The 15,663-nt window shown below is 70.0% G+C and carries 17 protein-coding genes; 7 read left to right on the forward strand and 10 right to left on the reverse strand.

Going from position 1 to position 15,663, the window contains the following annotated elements; translation table 11 throughout:
* The first annotated feature begins 50 nt into the window (after window positions 1-50).
* Window positions 51-1,328, forward strand: a complete 1,278-nt coding sequence (locus QQ657_RS30075) for a cytochrome P450 (protein WP_284745629.1) — start codon at window positions 51-53, stop codon at window positions 1,326-1,328.
* A gap of 339 nt (window positions 1,329-1,667) precedes the next feature.
* On the opposite strand, the gene QQ657_RS30080 is transcribed toward QQ657_RS30075, so the two are convergent.
* Both QQ657_RS30080 and QQ657_RS30085 read right to left on the reverse strand, forming a co-directional pair.
* Window positions 1,668-2,294, reverse strand: a complete 627-nt coding sequence (locus QQ657_RS30080) for an alpha-ketoglutarate-dependent dioxygenase AlkB (protein ID WP_284745630.1) — start codon at window positions 2,292-2,294, stop codon at window positions 1,668-1,670.
* Window positions 2,295-2,328: 34 nt separating this feature from the next.
* Entirely contained in the window at window positions 2,329-2,904 is a 576-nt protein-coding gene (locus QQ657_RS30085; RefSeq protein ID WP_284745631.1) for a dihydrofolate reductase family protein, read from the reverse strand.
* Window positions 2,905-3,145: 241 nt separating this feature from the next.
* Here QQ657_RS30085 and QQ657_RS30090 point away from each other — a divergent pair, with 241 nt between their 5' ends.
* A complete protein-coding gene (locus tag QQ657_RS30090; protein WP_284745706.1) occupies window positions 3,146-3,724 on the forward strand; it encodes a hypothetical protein in 579 nt (192 codons plus the stop codon).
* Window positions 3,725-3,747: 23 nt separating this feature from the next.
* Here QQ657_RS30090 and QQ657_RS30095 read toward each other — a convergent pair whose 3' ends face one another.
* Both QQ657_RS30095 and QQ657_RS30100 read right to left on the reverse strand, forming a co-directional pair.
* Complete coding sequence (locus QQ657_RS30095) at window positions 3,748-4,683, reverse strand: RluA family pseudouridine synthase (protein ID WP_284745632.1); 936 nt, start codon at window positions 4,681-4,683, stop codon at window positions 3,748-3,750.
* A 16-nt stretch (window positions 4,684-4,699) separates the two neighbouring features.
* Window positions 4,700-5,092 carry a DUF5313 domain-containing protein gene (locus tag QQ657_RS30100; protein WP_284745633.1) on the reverse strand — a complete coding sequence of 131 codons (393 nt, stop codon included), beginning with the start codon at window positions 5,090-5,092 and terminating at the stop codon, window positions 4,700-4,702.
* A gap of 64 nt (window positions 5,093-5,156) precedes the next feature.
* Here QQ657_RS30100 and QQ657_RS30105 point away from each other — a divergent pair, with 64 nt between their 5' ends.
* Both QQ657_RS30105 and QQ657_RS30110 read left to right on the forward strand, forming a co-directional pair.
* Complete coding sequence (locus tag QQ657_RS30105; protein WP_284745634.1) at window positions 5,157-5,594, forward strand: MarR family winged helix-turn-helix transcriptional regulator; 438 nt, start codon at window positions 5,157-5,159, stop codon at window positions 5,592-5,594.
* 59 nt (window positions 5,595-5,653) lie between these two features.
* Entirely contained in the window at window positions 5,654-6,535 is an 882-nt protein-coding gene (locus QQ657_RS30110; protein ID WP_284745635.1) for a TIGR03854 family LLM class F420-dependent oxidoreductase, read from the forward strand.
* A gap of 84 nt (window positions 6,536-6,619) precedes the next feature.
* Here QQ657_RS30110 and QQ657_RS30115 read toward each other — a convergent pair whose 3' ends face one another.
* The 4 genes from QQ657_RS30115 to QQ657_RS30130 form a co-directional block, all read right to left on the reverse strand.
* Window positions 6,620-7,858 (reverse strand): hypothetical protein, encoded by a 1,239-nt coding sequence (locus QQ657_RS30115; RefSeq protein ID WP_284745636.1) that lies wholly within the window; start codon window positions 7,856-7,858, stop codon window positions 6,620-6,622.
* A gap of 98 nt (window positions 7,859-7,956) precedes the next feature.
* Complete coding sequence (locus tag QQ657_RS30120; protein WP_284745637.1) at window positions 7,957-8,820, reverse strand: helix-turn-helix domain-containing protein; 864 nt, start codon at window positions 8,818-8,820, stop codon at window positions 7,957-7,959.
* Window positions 8,821-8,936: 116 nt separating this feature from the next.
* Window positions 8,937-9,149 (reverse strand): DUF397 domain-containing protein, encoded by a 213-nt coding sequence (locus QQ657_RS30125; RefSeq protein WP_284745638.1) that lies wholly within the window; start codon window positions 9,147-9,149, stop codon window positions 8,937-8,939.
* Window positions 9,150-9,298: 149 nt separating this feature from the next.
* Entirely contained in the window at window positions 9,299-10,813 is a 1,515-nt protein-coding gene (locus QQ657_RS30130) for an MDR family MFS transporter (protein WP_284745639.1), read from the reverse strand.
* Between the two features lie 125 nt (window positions 10,814-10,938).
* Between QQ657_RS30130 and QQ657_RS30135 the strand changes: the two genes are divergently transcribed.
* Window positions 10,939-12,099, forward strand: coding sequence for a DUF1015 family protein (locus QQ657_RS30135; RefSeq protein WP_284745640.1), 1,161 nt, complete (start codon window positions 10,939-10,941; stop codon window positions 12,097-12,099).
* On the opposite strand, the gene QQ657_RS30140 is transcribed toward QQ657_RS30135, so the two are convergent.
* Together QQ657_RS30140 and QQ657_RS30145 are read right to left on the reverse strand one after the other, a co-directional pair.
* Complete coding sequence (locus tag QQ657_RS30140; RefSeq protein WP_284745641.1) at window positions 12,096-13,022, reverse strand: squalene cyclase; 927 nt, start codon at window positions 13,020-13,022, stop codon at window positions 12,096-12,098. The two genes, QQ657_RS30135 and QQ657_RS30140, sit on opposite strands and share 4 nt — an antisense overlap.
* On the reverse strand, window positions 13,022-13,528 hold the full coding sequence (locus QQ657_RS30145) for a DinB family protein (protein WP_284745642.1): 507 nt from the start codon (window positions 13,526-13,528) through the stop codon (window positions 13,022-13,024). The genes QQ657_RS30140 and QQ657_RS30145 overlap by 1 nt, the downstream gene beginning before the upstream one ends.
* Before the next feature lie 54 nt (window positions 13,529-13,582).
* On the opposite strand from QQ657_RS30145, the gene QQ657_RS30150 reads away from it, so the two are divergent.
* Window positions 13,583-14,662, forward strand: a complete 1,080-nt coding sequence (locus QQ657_RS30150; RefSeq protein ID WP_284745643.1) for an ATP-dependent DNA ligase — start codon at window positions 13,583-13,585, stop codon at window positions 14,660-14,662.
* Complete coding sequence (gene ligD, locus QQ657_RS30155; protein ID WP_284745644.1) at window positions 14,659-15,663, forward strand: non-homologous end-joining DNA ligase; 1,005 nt, start codon at window positions 14,659-14,661, stop codon at window positions 15,661-15,663. Before QQ657_RS30150 ends, ligD begins: the two co-directional genes overlap by 4 nt.

Genomic DNA, 15,663 nt, shown 5'->3' on the forward strand with positions numbered 1-15,663 from the left:
AGCTCTCGCCGCGCCTCACCCGATCGGGCTAGTGCGGTACTGTCGGGTACATGGGGAGTCTCCGCTCACGGGTCCTGGGCTGGGTCGGGCGTCGGTATCTCGCGCGTCAGTCGAAAAAGGGCTTCGACCTCGAGAAGATGTCGTCCTTCCTGCCCGAATCGGCGCTGATGCCGCTGAGGCGCGACAGCCTCGACCCGGTCGCCGAGATCGGCGCGATCCGGGCCGAGGCGCCGATCAGCAAGCTCGACCTGCCGTTCGGGATGAACGCCTGGCTGGTCACCGGTTACGACGAGGCGAAGGCCGTGCTCGGCAAGGTGACGGAGTTCTCCACCGACTTCACCAACCTGGTGGGCAGCGCCGGGGTGACCGAGGACCAGAACCCGGGCGGCCTGGGGTTCGCGGACCCGCCCGTGCACACCCGGTTGCGCAAGCTGCTCACGCCGGAGTTCACGATGCGCCGGCTCAACCGCCTGACCCCGCGCATCGACGAGATCGTCACCGAACAGCTCGACGCGATGGCCAAGACCGAGGGCCCGGTTGACCTGTGGCAGGCGTTCGCGCTGCCGATCCCGTCGTTGACTATCTGTGAGCTGCTCGGCGTGTCCTACGAGGACCGCGAGGACTTCCAGCGGCTGGGCACCGCGCGCTTCGACCTCTTCGGCGGCGCGAGCGCGTCACTCGGCGCGATGTCGGAGTCGCTGACCTACCTGCTCGACATCGTGAAGAAGCAGCGCGAGGAGCCCGGCGACGGCCTGCTCGGCATGCTGATCAAGGAGCACGGCGACGAGATCTCCGACCGCGAGCTGGCCGGCCTCGCCGACGGCGTGCTCACCGGCGGCTTGGAGACCACGGCCAGCATGCTCGCGCTCGGCGCTTTGGTGCTGCTGCGCGACGAGAAGGCGTTCGACGCGGTCCGCGGCGACGAGCAGTCCGTGCACCGGTTCGTCGAGGAGCTGCTGCGCTACCTGACGGTGGTGCAGATGGCGTTCCCGCGGTTCGCCAAGGAGGACATGGAGATCGCCGGCGTGCGGATCAGCGAGGGCGACATCGTGCTGGTGTCCCTGTCGGCCGCGGACCGCGACCCGAAGCTGGGCACGGACATGGAGAAGTTCGACGCTGGCCGCGAGCCGACGTCGCACCTGGCGTTCAGTTACGGAATCCACCGCTGCATCGGCGCGGAGCTGGCCCGGATGGAGCTGCGCACGGCGTACCCGGCGCTGGTCCGGCGTTTCCCGAACTTGCGGCTGGCGGTGCCGGCGGAGGAGCTTTCGTTCCGCAAGGTGTCCATTGTGTACGGTCTGGATGAGCTGCCGGTACTGGTGGACTGACGTCTCAGTGCGGGATGACCCGCCGCGGCCGGCCGCCGCTCGACGTGGTGCGCGTGGATCGCCAGAGCCGGTACTCGCCGGATCGGTGCCGGGATCGGCGTGCTTGAGGCCGATGCTCGCGTGCTTGAAGGCGGAACTTGCGTGACTGGGGCCAGAACTCGCGTGATCGGGGGCGGAACTCGCGCGAACAGGCTGAGACTGGCGTGATTGAGACCGGAACTCGCACGATCAACGCTAGGCCGGCGCGCCCGACCTGTGATTTGATCCCCGGCCCCCGGCCCCCGGCCCCCGGCCCCCGGCCCCCGGCCCCCGGCCCCCGGCCGGAAATCGCGGCTGGGCTCAGTTCACTCCGCGGGGCCGGAACTGGATGCTGATCCGCGGCCCGACAGGCTTGGCCGTCTTCGGGATCGAATGCTCCCAGGTCCGCTGGCAGCTCCCACCCATCACCAACAAATCCCCATGGCCCAACGGTCGCGCCAACGTCTTGCCGCCACCACCCCGCGGGCGCAACGCCAAATTGCGCGCCGCGCCGACCGAGAGGATCGCGATCATCGTGTCCTCGCGGGCTCCTCGCCCGATGCGGTCGCCGTGCCAGGCCACGCTGTCGCGGCCGTCGCGGTAATAACACAGGCCCGCCGTGCGGAACGGCTCGCGCAGCTCCCGCAGGTAGTGCTTGCTCAACGCGTCCCGCGCCGCGACCAGCGCGGGGTGGGGGAGCGGCACGTTCTCGCGGTAGTAACTCAGCAGCCGCGGCACGGCGACGACCCGGTCGTACATCTTCCGCTTCTCCGCCTGCCACGGCACGCCCTCGACCAGCGCCGCGAACAGCTCGTCGGCGCCTTCGAGCCAGCCCGGCTGGATGTCGACCCACGCGCCGGAGCCGAGGTCGGTCCGCTCGGGCGCGAGCGGACGCAGCGCGATCGCGCCCTCGGTGCCGAACAGGGAAGACTGGAGACCCGCGTTCATGGTCCCCAGCCTACACCAAGATCGAACACCTGTTCTAGTGAATCACGTCGTAGACGAGCTTCTGGATCCCGTTGCCGTAGGACTCGCTCTCGACGAGCTTCAGGGCCTGCTTGTCCTTGTCGGTCTCGCCGAACAGCCGCTTGCCCGCGCCGAGCAGGACCGGGAACACCAGCAGGTGGTAGCGGTCGACCAGGCCGGCGTCGGCGAGCGCTCGGTTCAGCGCCGCGCTGCCGTTGATGATGATCGGCCCGCCTTCGGTCTGCTTGAGCGCGGCGACGTCGTCGAGGGACCGGAGGATGGTCGTCTCGCCCCAGTTCGTCACCAGGTCGGACTCCTGGAGCGTGGTCGACACGACGTACTTCGGCATCGCGTTGTAGCCCGCGAACTCGACCGTCATGCCCGGCCACACCGGCGCGAACGCCTCGTAGCTGACCCGGCCCAGCAGCAGTGCCGTCGCCTCTTCCTGCTCGGTGCCCTTCATGGCGTAGGCGGCGGGGTCGAACTCGATGTCCTTGAAGGTCCAGCCGGAGTTCCGGTAGCCCGGCTCTCCGCCGGGTCCTTCGACGACGCCGTCGAGGGAGACGAACGAGGTGGAGATCAGGGTGCGCATGCGGTGCTCCTAGGTCGATCTTGGGTGCGTTCACCAGTGTGTCGAACGGCCACGGCCGGATTCGACAGCGCCGCGCGAGAAAACTTCCGACACACTCCCGGGCGCCGAAGTGGGTCTTGTCCGTGGTCGCGCGGGCTCGTAGAGTCACTCCCACGCCGGACAAAGGTCTGAACCTGTTTCCGGTCACCGCCGCCTCGAGTGACACAGGAGGTTGACGGTGCGCAGACTTCGCGGCGCGGGCGTGCTCGCGGCGGTCGTGACGGGGCTCGCGGTCCTGGTCCCGAACGCGGATGCCCAGGTCGGCGGCGGGTCCTGGATCTCGGACTCGCCGAGCTTCAACACGCAGGAAAAAGGGTGCGGCGACGTCTCCGGCCTCACGTTCAAGCTCACCTGCTCGACCGCGAGCGGTGAACAGCGGGCGGAACGCCGGTACGTCACCTACACCGGCGGCACCCACCAGTTCGAGGGCTCCTTCAAGATCACCAGCATGACCGGCTCCCGGATCAGTCTCAAGCAGACGTTCCGGGACGGTTCGAGCGCCGGGCCGTACTTCCTGCTGGCCGTGGAGAAGGGCGGCCGGATGTACGCCGTCGAAGGCGGGGCGACGCTGGGCAGCGGCGCGACCGTCGGCACGTCGGTGCGGGTCAACACGATCAACCAGGTCGGCAGCTCGCACAAGGTGTACATCAACGGTTCGCTGAAGCAGACCATCTCCAGCCCGAGCGGCAGCTACTACGACAAGTTCGGCAGCTACCGCACCTCCAGCGGCGCGGGACCGATCACGGTGACGTGGAGCGGGATCAAGTTCTGGCACCAGTGACGCCGGCGGCGGCGTCCCCGGTGTCACGCCGGGGGCGCCGCCCACGCGTCGAGGCCGTCGCGGGCGGCGAGCCGCAGGCCGCTGGTGAACCGGCGGGGCGTCCCGGTCACCGGGTCGTCGAAGGCAAGGACCCGGGACAGCAGCTGCAAGGGTTTCGTGAAGTCGCCGAGCGGTTTCTCCCGCAGTTCGGGGTAGAAGTCGTCGCCGAGGATCGGGATGCCGAGGCCGCTCAGGTGCACGCGCAGCTGGTGCGTCCGGCCGGTCGAGGGCGTCAGCCGGTAGCGGCCCAGGCCGTCGCGGTGCCCGGCCAGCTCGACGTGCGTCTCGGCGTTCGGCTCGCCCGGGACCTCCTGCGCGGCCAGCACCCCGCGTTCCTTGACGATCCGGCTGCGCACGGTCCGCGGCAGCGTCAGCGCCGGGTCGTACGGCGCGATCGCCTCGTACTCCTTGTGGACCTTCCGGTCGCGGAAGAGCGTCTGGTACTTCCCGCGCAGCTCCGGCGTGATCACGAACATCACCAGCCCGGCGGTGACCCGGTCGAGGCGGTGCGCGGGGGAGAGGTGCGGCAGGTCGAGGTCGCGGCGCAGCCGCACGAGCGCCGTCTCGAGGATGTGCTGCCCGCGCGGGATGGTCGCCAGGAAGTGCGGCTTGTCGACGACCAGCAGGTGCTCGTCGCGGTGCACGACGCGGATTTCGAACGGCACCGGCACCTCGTCCGGCAGGTCGCGGTGGAACCAGATGAACGACCCGGGCGCGTACGGCTCGTCGACGGCGAGGGGGCCGTCGGTGCCGTGGATGCGCTCCTCGCGCAGCATCTGCTCGATCCGGTCCGGCGTCACCCGCGGGAGGCGCTCGACGAGGTGCGCCAGCAGGGTCGGCCACTCGCCGTCGGGCAGTTTCAGCCGGGCGGGGTCCAGCCCGTGGCGGGGCGGGATCGGGGGCTGGAGCTTGCGTCTCATCGTCCCCCGACTGTAGCTAACCCTCCGACGGCGTCCGGTAGCGCGCGATGTAGCGGGCCGTCGCTTCGGCGTTCTTCGCCTCGGCCGCTTCGGTGCGGACGCGGCGGCCGGTGTCGTGCGGGAAGCCCTGCCGGCCGAGCCGGTGCTCGATGCTCTCCTCCATGTAGGCGCAGGAGTAGAAGTACGCGACGAGCGCCGCCATGAGGACCAGGGAGAGGCGCAGCCAGATCGAGCCGGGCAGCAGCAGCCACACCGCGCAGAGCGGCACGATGCCGACCGAGCGCTGCAGCACGTACCGGGCGCGCCAGTGTTCGGACGTCGCGTCGTGCAGGGCCCAGTCCGAGTAGCGGGCCGGCAGCCGCACGCCGACCGAGTAGGCGAACCAGCGAAGGACACCAGGTCGTTCCATGAAGTCGAGAGTACACTAATAGTTAGTGTACTAACTGTCTCGTGGGCCACGTTAGGATCGCGCCATGATCGACCTGGGTGAGGACCCGCTGAAGCTGGACCGGCAGGTGTGTTTCGCGCTGTCGGTGGCTTCGCGCAGCGTGATCGCGATCTACCGGCCGCTGCTGGAGCCGTACGGCCTGACGCATCCGCAGTACCTGGTGATGCTCGCGCTGTGGGAGCGGTCGCCGCGGTCAGTGAAGGACCTGGGCGCGTCGCTGAGGCACGAGCCGGCGACGCTGTCCCCGCTGCTCAAGCGGCTGGAGGCGCTCGGTTATGTCACGCGCAGCCGGAGCCGGGCCGACGAGCGTCAGCTGATCGTCGAGCTGACGGAGTCGGGGCGGGCGTTGCGGGCCGAGGCGGAGAAGATCCCTTACAAGGTCGTCGAGACGCTCGGGATGGAGGTCTCCGAACTGGAGGCGCTCCACGGCGTGCTGTCCCGGGTCATCGCGGCGACGGCCTGAGGAATGTTCTTTTGCCCGGTGCGTTGTCGTCTTCGGGGGCCGACTCGTCAGGGGGCAGTGTGCTGAAGATCAGGCTGGGCGTCGCACCGGCGGCGGGGACCGGGCCGGCGGAGTTCGCCGGGCTGGCGGAACGGCTCGAGAGCGCCGGCGTCGACTCGCTGTGGCTGTCCGAGCTGGTCTACTCGCCCGAGGTCGACCCGATGATCGGCATGGCCCACGCGCTGGCGAGGACGTCGAAGCTCAAGGTCGGCACGGGCGTCGCGATCCTGCCCGGCCGGCATCCGGTGCTGGTGGCGAAGCAGCTGCTGACGTTGGCGGGTCTGGCGCCGAAGCGGGTGCTGCCGGTGTTCGGACTGCGCCCGGCGCGCGCGACGGAGCACGACCTGTTCCCGGTGCCGGCCGGTCGCCGCGCGGCGGTGTTCGACGAGTCACTGGTGTTGTTGCGGCGGCTGCTGGAGGAGGACTCGGTGTCGTTCTCCGGCTCCTTTTTCCAGGTTGCCGACGTGTCGCTGGGGCCGCGGCCGGCGAAGCGCTTGGACGTGTGGCTTGGTGGTTCGGCGCCGGCGGCGTTGCGTCGCACGGGCCGGTTGGCCGATGGGTGGCTGGGGAGCTTCCACACTCCGGCTCAGGCGCGTGAGGCTGTTGTCGCGATCCAGGCTGCCGCGGCGGAGGCGGGGCGGGAGATCGAGGAGGACCACTTCGGGTTGAGTCTGCTGGTGGCGGATCGTGGTGTGCCGGCCGAGCTGGCGGCGATGGCGGCCCGGCGGAGTCCCGGCGCCCCGCTGACGGATCTCGTGGCGACCAGCTGGGCCGAGGCCCGCCGGTTGGTGGAGCAGTACATCGAGGCGGGGCTGTCGAAGTTCGTGATCCGGCCGGGGCATGGGGACTTCGACGGGTTCCTGGAGAAGTTCCAGGCCGAGCTGGTGCCGCTGCAGAACTGAGCCGATCGTCGGCGGCAGTCAGTCGCCGCCGATCACCCACGCCCGTCCGCGGCCGGCCACGCTGGTGTGGGTCCGAAGGTGTGATCAGCTCTCGTCACGGGGAAACCAGCGCGGTCCGGAGCTGATGCGAGGCAGTGGTGCGGGCGACCACGGTTGCCGTCGCGCGGGTTGACTCCGACCCAGCATGCGGTACATGGCGCTTCGCAGGACCGTGCCGGCTTGTCCGGGGCACGAGGTCAGCAGGCCGGCGATGCGATCCCGGAGTCCGCGGCTCTGTGCCTCCACCGCGGCACCGAGCTGGGGGACCAGCGGTCGGCCAGGGTCCCATCCCGGGCTGTGTCCGGCCAAAACCGCGGTCGGCGAGCCCGGCAGCAGATGCTGGGGACCGTGAGGGAGCCGCAGGATCGGCGTACCCAGGCCGGCGGCGAATCCGGTCACCGAAGTGAAGTCGCCCATCAAGTAGTCGGCGGCGACGACCGCGCCGCGCCAGTCGGTGCGGGGAGCCAGCACGGTGAGCCCCGAGCGGATGCTGTCCGAGAGCCAGCCGAGCACCTGGCCGGTGCCGTGGTGTGACCAGATCTGCGGGTGCAACGTGGCGACCACCTGGAAGCGGTCCCCCGGTAGTGCGTCAAGGATGTGCCGGAAGAGGTCCGGGTTGCTGCCGAAGCCGGACCGAGGTGACCACGTCGACGTCACCAGGACTATTTCGCGGTCGTCCGGCACGCCGAGAGCCTTCCGGTAGTGGTCGCGGAACGGTGCGCTCGCGACGAGCCGGTCGAAAGCGATGTCGCCGGCGACGAGGGCGTGCGGAACAGCCTGAGGACAGAACCTGGTCAGGAGCTCGAGCTCGCGGTCGTGGGTCAGCACGATCGTCTCGGCTCGCACCTCGCCATCCCGCATCAGCTGGTCGGGGTGCAAGCCGGTGATCGGGTCCCGGCCCTCCGGATCCGATGGTCGCGAGGACCGGTATTGCCCGAATCCGCCGCCGTGGGGTACCAGCATCACCGGTCCGCGTACCTGGTCGGTGCCGCGAATGCTGCCGGCCAGGACGAGACCGTGCTCGTGCCGGCCGGCTTGCCACAGGGGAAGGACGATTTCGCCGCGGTCGTGGAGCTCACTGAGGACGTCCGGCCAGGTGTCACATTCGGGCACCGCGTAGACCCGCTGAATCCGATCGTCGGCCTCGATGAGCGGGATCAAGTCGTCGAGTCTGGCCAAAGCGGCGATATGCGGCGCGAGGACGAGGACGGAGTCTCCGATCAGCGTCGCCCAGTCCTTGTCGCGGTCTCCGATCGGGCTGCGCACCCAGGGTTCATCGGTCATCGGAACCTCCCTGAGCAGCGGGTGTCTTCACGCAGGGCGCCGGCACGGCCGTTGACCGAGTGGGCCGACGCCTGTCGCCTCCCTGATCGGTGTCCCCCTCAATCCGCCGGTTTCAGCAGCATCTTGTCGATGAATTCGGCTGTCTGCCCGGGTGTGAGAGCGGCGTCTTCCAGGCGGTGGAAGATCCGGATGAACTGGGCGGCCTTCTCGGCACCGGTCACATCGTCGAAGAACAGGTCTCCGTTGGGCTGTGACAAGGTGACGAAAAGGTCGTCGGCCTGCTCGGACAGCTGGAGCAGCTCGAAAGAGCTCTGCATCCCGTCGGTCCATCCAGCCTCGAAGGGCAAGATCTGCACGGTCACGTTGGACTGCCGGGAAACTTCCCGCAGCCGGTGTAATTGGGCTCGCCAGCTGTTCACATCGGTGAGGCGGCGATGCAGGACAGACTCGTCGAGGATGAAAAAGTGCTCCTTGTCGAGGTCCATGAGGCATTTTTGCCGACTGGCGCGGAGCTTGATCCGCCGAGCCTGGACCTCGGGGTCACCAGTGCTTTTCGACACCAGAGATCGGGTGCACTCCGGAGTCTGGAGCAAGCCCGGGACGAGCTGCATCTGGTACTGGCGAATGATGAACGCTGCCGATTCCAGGCCGAGGAATTTGAGGAAAACCGGGCTGCTGGTGTTTTTGTACTCGCTCCACCAGCCTGGTTGCCGACCCGCCTTCGTCATCGTGACGTAGGTCTCGACGCGGTCCCGGTCGGTGATGCCGTAGTGCAACAGGAGAGCCTTCAGATCGGTGATCGTCAAACCCACGGTACCGGCCTCGATGCGGATGAGTTTCGAGACCGACCAGTCCAGTGCTTCCGCGACGTCCTTCTGGGTGAGATGCAGGGCTTCTCGCGCCTCCCTTATCTCCGCCAGCACTCTCCGCTGGCTGACCGCTGGGCGGTGCGCACCGGTCATGATCGCTCCGCTCCTGATGCTCGTGGTGGCAACTCTGTTCTGCCACACGGAAGAAGTCGAGAAACCCCGGTCAGCCCGGTTTGGGTGGATCGGGGGCGAGCTCGTTCAGGGCTCTGTCAGGAATGAATGTGGAGGAACGCCAGCCAGGTCTCATGGCTGAAGGTCAACGTCGGTTCAGGGTGCTTCGAGTCTCTTACATGCACGTGGCCGGGCGTTCTGGCGACCTCGGTGCAATTGTCGTTGCCGCCGTCGCCGCTTGCGGAACTCTTCACCCAGGCCAAACTGATTTCCTCAGTCTCGGTTGAAGCCTGCCTGACCTGATCGGCCACGTGCGGTCTCCCGGTTCTCTGCGGGCGCGTGCCGGCCGGGCGGCATCGAGGCCGGAACGTCGCTTAGGCGTCCGTGCAGGTTAACGACGAAATGTGACTGTCCGACACCGCCGGGAGAAGTATGAGGCGCGTCTTACGGAAACCTCCGGCTAGAACTCCAGCTGCTCCGCCTTCCGTGGCATGAGCAGCAGTGCCACGACGGAAACTCCGGCCACCACCAGCAATCCGACGAACACGTAGTGCGTAGCCTCCGCCAGGGCGCCCCTGACGAACGTCGCCACCGGTGAGTCCGAATGCCCGCCCAGCACCAACGAAGTCGCGTCCACGGACGGTGGTAACTTGCCCGCCACCTCCGCCGGCGGTGAAGCGAACCGTGAAGCCAATGTCGCGTTCGCGATCGCGCCGAAGACCGCAGCCCCTACCGCGCTGCCCAAGGACCTGCTGAACAGGTTCGTCGCCGTCACCACGCCTCGGCGGTCCCAGCCCACCACCGACTGGACCGCCACCAGCGTCGGGCTCGAAGTCAGGCCGAGGCCCAACCCCAGGACGAACGCCGCCAGCGCTGCCGACCAGATCGACGACGTCGCGTCCAGCAGGGCCACCAGGACGGCGCCGCCGACCACGAACACCGTGCCGATCAACGACGTGTCGCGGAAGCCGATGCGCAGGTAGATCTTGCCCGCCAGGGACGCCGACAGCGGCCAGCCGACCGTCAGCGCCGCCACCGCGAACCCGGCCACCAGCGCGCCCGCGCCGAGCACACCCTGGGCGTACGTCGGCAGGTATGACGTCAGCCCCATCAGGATCGCGCCGACCACCACCGCCAGCAGGTTGCCGCCCACCAGGATGCGGCGGGTGAACACCCACAGCGGCAGCACCGGCTCGGCAGCGCGCTTCTCCACCAGCACGAACGCCACCAGCAGCACCGCGCCCGCGACGAAGATCGCCACGCTCGGCACCGACCCCCACGCCCACGCCACGCCGCCTTCGAGCAGGCCCAGGATCACCAGCGAACACCCGACCGTCAGCAGTGCCGCGCCCGTGTAGTCGACCTTGTGGGGCTTGCGCTCCACGCGCTCGGAGAAGTTGCGGAACAGCATCAGGGCGGCGATCGCGCCCAGTGGCAGGTTGATGAAGAAGATCCAGCGCCAGTCCAGGTACTCCGCGAACACGCCGCCGAGCGTCGGGCCGACCACCGACGCCATGCCCCACACGCTCGCGACGTAGCCCTGCACGCGGGCGCGTTCCTCCACCGTGTAGAGGTCGCCGATCACCGTCATCGACATCGGCTGGATCGCGCCGGCGCCGATGCCCTGCACTGCGCGCGCCGCGATCAGCACCGGCATGCTCCACGCGGCGCCGCACAGCACCGAGCCGACCAGGAACGCCGCGATCCCGAAGAACATCACCGGGCGGCGGCCGAGCACGTCGGCGAACTTGCCGTAGAGCGGGACGGTGACCGCCTGGGTGAGCAGGTAGACCGAGAACAGCCACGGGAACTGCGAAAACCCGCCGAGGTCGCGAACCACCGACGGGACGGCGGTCGCGATGATCGTGCTGTCCAGGGCGACCAGGGCGGTGCTCAGCATGACCGCGATCAGCACCGGGCCGCGGTCCGACCGGAAACCGACCCCTTTCGCGCTGGTGGCGGCGGGGATCGTCATCGGCGGGCTGCTCCTCGGGGAGGTCATGACGGGGATCAACTACTTTGCAATCCTAAGCATTCCATCCGGGTGCGGAGTACCCCAGTGAATTTCCGTCACAGTGCGATGCGCGGAAGATGGGTGCGATGAGCGACTGGATCAGGCCGATCGGCCAGGGGTGGGTGGTCCGCGACGCGGTACCCGGGCCCGACGTCGACGAGTTCGCCGAACCCGACCGCGTCGTCGCGGCGCTGGCCGCGCCCGGTGCCGTGGACAGCCTGCTGGCCGTGCAGCACCCGGCCCGCACGCCCGCGGCGCTGGCGCGCGGCCTCGACCTGACCGCGGCGGTCCCGGTCGCGCGGGCCGTGCTCGAACGGCTCCGCAAGCGGTTCTACCGGCCGGTGCGCGAGTTCGTCGCGCCCTACCGGATCGAAGGGCCGGACGGCGCCGCGCTCGGCTTGCTGTGCCTGGTCGACCCGGCGGCGGTGACCGACGACGGCGCCGCGCGCGTCCGGCACACCGAGGACGTCTACGCCGAGGTCGTCGCCGAGCGCGCGGCCGTATTGTCGGGCCTGGGCTGCGCGACGAGCGCGGCGATGCTCGTGCCGGCGTCCGGCGGCGACCTGCTGACCGAGCAGGTCGAACGGGCCTGTGCCGGCCTCGGCCTGCCCGATCTGTCCACTTCGGACGCGGCCGGGCGGCGGCACGAGCTGTGGGTGGTGCCGGCGGGCCCGCTGCAGAGCCGGCTGCTGGCCGCGGTCGCCGCCGCCGAACTGCTGGTCGCCGACGGCAACCACCGGGTGGCCGCGGCATCGGCGGCCGGCCATGATGCGCTGCTGGCCCTGGTCACGGCGGGCCCGCAGCTGCGGATCGGCGCGATCAACCGGGTCCTGACGGGCACCGGGCTCGGCCCCGAGGACCTGGTGTCGCGGTGGTGCGCGGCCGGCCTGGACGTCCGGTACGACGAGCACGCGGTGGCCGTCACGGGCGAGGTGGTGGTCCGCGCCGGCTCGGCGGTGCTGCGGGTCCCGCTCCCGGAGCTGCCCGAGCCGGCGCCGGTGATCGACCACGAGATCGTCGAGCGGGTCCTGTTCGCCGAGGCGCTCGGGGTGGATCCGGACGGGCCGTGCGTGCAGCCGCTGCCCGCGGGCCGCCCCGCGCCGGCCGACGCGGACGCGGTGGTGCTGCTCGCGCCGGTGCGGTACGCGGACGTCCTCGCGGTGCACGCGGCCGGGCGCCGGATGCCGCGGAAGGCCACCTACTTCACGCCGAAGCCGCGCAGCGGGCTGGTGCTGGCGGAGCTCTAGCGGGCCGCGTCCCACCAGGTCAGCACCCGGGTCGCCAGCAGCGTCAGCCACTTCGACGGCTCGCCCGGCGGGGCGTCCACCGCGAACCACACCCGGCCGGTGTGCCGCTCGGTCTGCAGCCACGTGCCGTCCGGCTGCCGCGCCGCGCGGATCAGGTCGATCGCCTCCGCCAGGCGCGGGTCCGGCCGGTCCGCGTCGCGGAAGTACGAAGTCGCGTTGAGCACGTCGTAGTGCCAGCGGATCGGGTACGCGAACTCGCCCACCCACGGCGCGATCGGCGCATCCGTCGAAAGCCGCCGGAACAGCCCGCGCTCCAGCAGGTACTCCTCGCCGGCGAGGCGGGCCTCGCGCGACGCGTCGGTGCCGCCCGTCGCGGACTCGAACGCGAGCAGGCCCTTCAAGGAGTTGAGTGTCGAGTGGACCGACGAACGGGTCGCGCCCTCGACCCACTCGCAGTTCCAGCCGCCGTCCGGCAGCCGATGGGAGACGAACCAGTCGGCGATCCCCGCGACGTCCGCGCCCAGCCACACGCCGTTGGCCAGCGTCCAGGCGTTGATGCAGCAGTCGACTTCGCCGTCCCAGTAGGGCAGGTTCTCGTACTCCCACCGGCTGTTCGCGGCCAGCAACGCGGCCGTTCCCCGCAGTGCCGAAGCGTCCAGGCCCCACTCGCGCAACGAGTTCAACGTCCACGTCGTCGCCGTCCAGGGCTGGGCCTCGCCGCCTCGGAAGCCCGCCGGGAAGAACGCGCCGCCCGCCCACTGGCCGTCGGGGTCCTGCAGCGCGAGCAGCCGGGCGCCGAACCCCTCCGTGGCCACCCGCGCCCGGGTCGCCTCCCAGACGTCAGGCGGCTCGCCCGCCAGGTCGCGCTCCACCTGCCAGCGCAGGGCCGGGTCGGAGTCGCGCAGCCAGGCGAGCACGTCCATCAGGCCCCCGTGACGCCGTCGATGGCTTCGCGCAGGAAGTCGGCGTGGCCGTTGTGCCGCGCGTACTCGTGGATCATGTGCAGCATCACCAGCCGCAGCGAGACGTCCTCGCCCCAGCGTGCCTGGTGCCCCGTGACGTCCAGGGACTCGGCCGCCTCCTCGATCTTGCGCGAGTGCTCGACCTCGGTCTGCCACGCCTCGAACGCCTCCGCGCGCGTCGACGTGCTCGCGTCGTAGGCCGCCTGGAAGTCGCCCTCGGCCGACCACCGCAGCGGGATGTCCTCGGCATCGATCACCCGCCGGAACCAGGTGCGCTCGACCTCGGCCATGTGCCGGACCAGGCCGAGCAGCGAAAGCGTGGACGGCGGGCTCGACGCGCGGCGGAGGTCCTCGTCGGACAGTCCGTCGCACTTCATGGCGAGAGTGGCGCGGTGGAAGTCGAGGAACGTGCGCAGCATTTCGCGCTCGCCCCCGACCAGCGGCGGTTCGGGACGTTCGGTGGTCACCGACAGTGTGTATCACGCCGAGAAATGTCGGTGGGGTCAATTAGGATCGCCGGCGTGGACCTGCCCGTGATGCCGCCCGTGCGGCCGATGCTCGCGAAAGCCGTGCACGAGGTGCCCCGCACCCCGGGGCTGCTCTACGAGCCCAAGTGGGACGGCTTCCGCTGCATCGTGTTCCGCGACGGCGACGAGATCGAGCTCGGCTCCCGCAACGACCGCCCGCTGACCCGGTACTTCCCGGAGCTGGTGGAGCTGCTGGCCGCCGCACTGCCGCCCCGCTGCGTCGTGGACGGTGAGATCGTGCTGGTCACGCCGCAGGGGCTCGACTTCGAGGTGCTGCAGTTGCGGCTGCACCCGGCGGCTTCGCGCGTGCGCAAGCTCGCCGAGGAGACGCCGGCCAGCTTCATCGCCTTCGACCTGCTCGCCCTCGGCGACAACGACCTCACCGGGGAGCCGTTCCGCGAGCGGCGCAAGCAGCTGGAGAGCGTTCTCTCGACCGCGGCCGAGGGCCTGCAGCGCGTCCACCTGACCCCGCTGAGCGAGGACCCCGCCCAGGCCGAGGACTGGTTCACCCGGTTCGAGGGCGCGGGCTTCGACGGCGTCATGGCCAAGCCCGCCGACCTGCCGTACGAGCAGGACAAGCGCGTCATGCTGAAGGTCAAGCACGAGCGCACGGCCGACTGCGTCGTCACCGGGTTCCGCTGGCACAAGGACGGTGTGGGCGTCGGCTCGCTGCTGCTGGGCCTGTTCGACGACGAAGGCGTGCTGCACCACGTCGGCGTCGCCAGCAGCTTCACGAAGGCACGGCGGGCCGAGCTGGTCGAGGAGCTGGCGCCGCTGCGCGAGAACGCGCTCGAGAACCACCCGTGGCGGTCGTGGGCCGAGTACGAGCCGGAGCCGGGGCGCCGGCCGGGCGCGAACAGCCGGTGGGCGCCGCAGAAGGAGCTGACCTGGGAGCCCCTGCGAACCGAGTGGGTGGCGGAGGTGCGCTACGAGCACCTGCAGGGCGGCCGGTTCCGCCACGGCGGGCGGCTGGTCCGGTTCCGGCCGGACCGCACACCGGAGTCGTGCACGTACGCCCAGCTCGACGAGGCGCCGCCCGCCGAGCTCGCGAAGCTGTTCGGGGAGGCGAGATGAGCGAGGCGATGCTGCTCGACGTCGACGGCGTCGAGGTCAAGATCACCAGCCCGGACAAGGTCTACTTCCCCGAACACGGGGAGACGAAGCTCGACCTCGTGGAGTACTACCGGGCGATCTCCGGGCCGTTGCTGGCGCGGCTCGGCGGCCGTCCGCTGCTGCTGGAGCGCTATCCGGACGGCGCCGGCGGCAAGAACTGGTTCCAGAAGCGCGTGCCGAAGGGCGCGCCGCCGTGGCTGAACACCACGGTCGTCTCGACGCCGAATGGCACGACGAGTGACGCGCTGGTCGCGAAGGACCTGGCCCACATCCTGTGGGCGGTGAACCTGGGCTGCCTCGGCTTCCACGTCTGGCCGTACCTGGCCGACACGCCCGAGGTGACCGACGAGCTGCGCGTCGACCTCGACCCGTCGCCCGGGATCGGGTTCGACGAGTTGCGCGAGGCCGCGGTGCTGACCAGGGAGTTCCTGGCCGAGCACGGCATCGAAGGCCACCTGAAGACGTCCGGTTCGCGCGGGTTGCACCTGTACGTGATGCTCGAACCGCGCTGGGACGGCTTCCAGGTGCGGGCCGCGGCGGTCGCGCTGGCACGGGCTCTGGAGCGGCGGCACCCGGCGAAGATCACGGCGCAGTGGTGGAAAGAGGAACGCGGTTCGCGCGTGTTCGTCGACTTCAACCAGAACGCGCCGCACAAGACCGTGTTCGGCACCTGGTGCGTGCGGCCGCGGGTGGGCGGCCAGGTGTCGACGCCGATCGGGTGGGACGAGCTGGATGGCGTCGAGCCCGACGCGTTCACACTGAGCACGGTGCCGGCCCGGGTCGCCGAGCGCGGCGACCCGTGGGCCGGGGCGGGGGAGCGGCCGCAGTCGATCGAGCCGCTGCTCGAGATGTCCGAGGCGGACATGGCGAACGGGCTGATGGACGCGCCGTGGCCGCCGGTGTACCCGAAGATGCCGAACGAGCCGCCCCGGGTCGCGCCGAGCCGGGCGAAGAAGGCGTGA

Origin of the sequence: Amycolatopsis ponsaeliensis, from assembly GCF_030182635.1 — a bacterium.
In the GTDB taxonomy this organism is placed as follows: domain Bacteria; phylum Actinomycetota; class Actinomycetes; order Mycobacteriales; family Pseudonocardiaceae; genus Amycolatopsis; species Amycolatopsis ponsaeliensis.

Bases quoted from the DNA above. Each gene is read 5' to 3' on its own strand.
- QQ657_RS30105 (WP_284745634.1), top strand. From the start codon at position 5,157: ATGATCGACCTGGGTGAGGACCCGCTGAAGCTGGACCGGCAGGTGTGT.
- QQ657_RS30120 (WP_284745637.1), bottom strand. From the start codon at position 8,820: ATGACCGGTGCGCACCGCCCAGCGGTCAGCCAGCGGAGAGTGCTGGCG.
- QQ657_RS30140 (WP_284745641.1), bottom strand. From the start codon at position 13,022: ATGGACGTGCTCGCCTGGCTGCGCGACTCCGACCCGGCCCTGCGCTGG.
- QQ657_RS30085 (WP_284745631.1), bottom strand. From the start codon at position 2,904: ATGCGCACCCTGATCTCCACCTCGTTCGTCTCCCTCGACGGCGTCGTC.
- QQ657_RS30095 (WP_284745632.1), bottom strand. From the start codon at position 4,683: ATGAGACGCAAGCTCCAGCCCCCGATCCCGCCCCGCCACGGGCTGGAC.
- ligD (WP_284745644.1), top strand. From the start codon at position 14,659: ATGAGCGAGGCGATGCTGCTCGACGTCGACGGCGTCGAGGTCAAGATC.
- QQ657_RS30100 (WP_284745633.1), bottom strand. From the start codon at position 5,092: ATGGAACGACCTGGTGTCCTTCGCTGGTTCGCCTACTCGGTCGGCGTG.
- QQ657_RS30115 (WP_284745636.1), bottom strand. From the start codon at position 7,858: ATGACCGATGAACCCTGGGTGCGCAGCCCGATCGGAGACCGCGACAAG.
- QQ657_RS30075 (WP_284745629.1), top strand. From the start codon at position 51: ATGGGGAGTCTCCGCTCACGGGTCCTGGGCTGGGTCGGGCGTCGGTAT.
- QQ657_RS30080 (WP_284745630.1), bottom strand. From the start codon at position 2,294: ATGAACGCGGGTCTCCAGTCTTCCCTGTTCGGCACCGAGGGCGCGATC.
- QQ657_RS30135 (WP_284745640.1), top strand. From the start codon at position 10,939: ATGAGCGACTGGATCAGGCCGATCGGCCAGGGGTGGGTGGTCCGCGAC.
- QQ657_RS30130 (WP_284745639.1), bottom strand. From the start codon at position 10,813: ATGACGATCCCCGCCGCCACCAGCGCGAAAGGGGTCGGTTTCCGGTCG.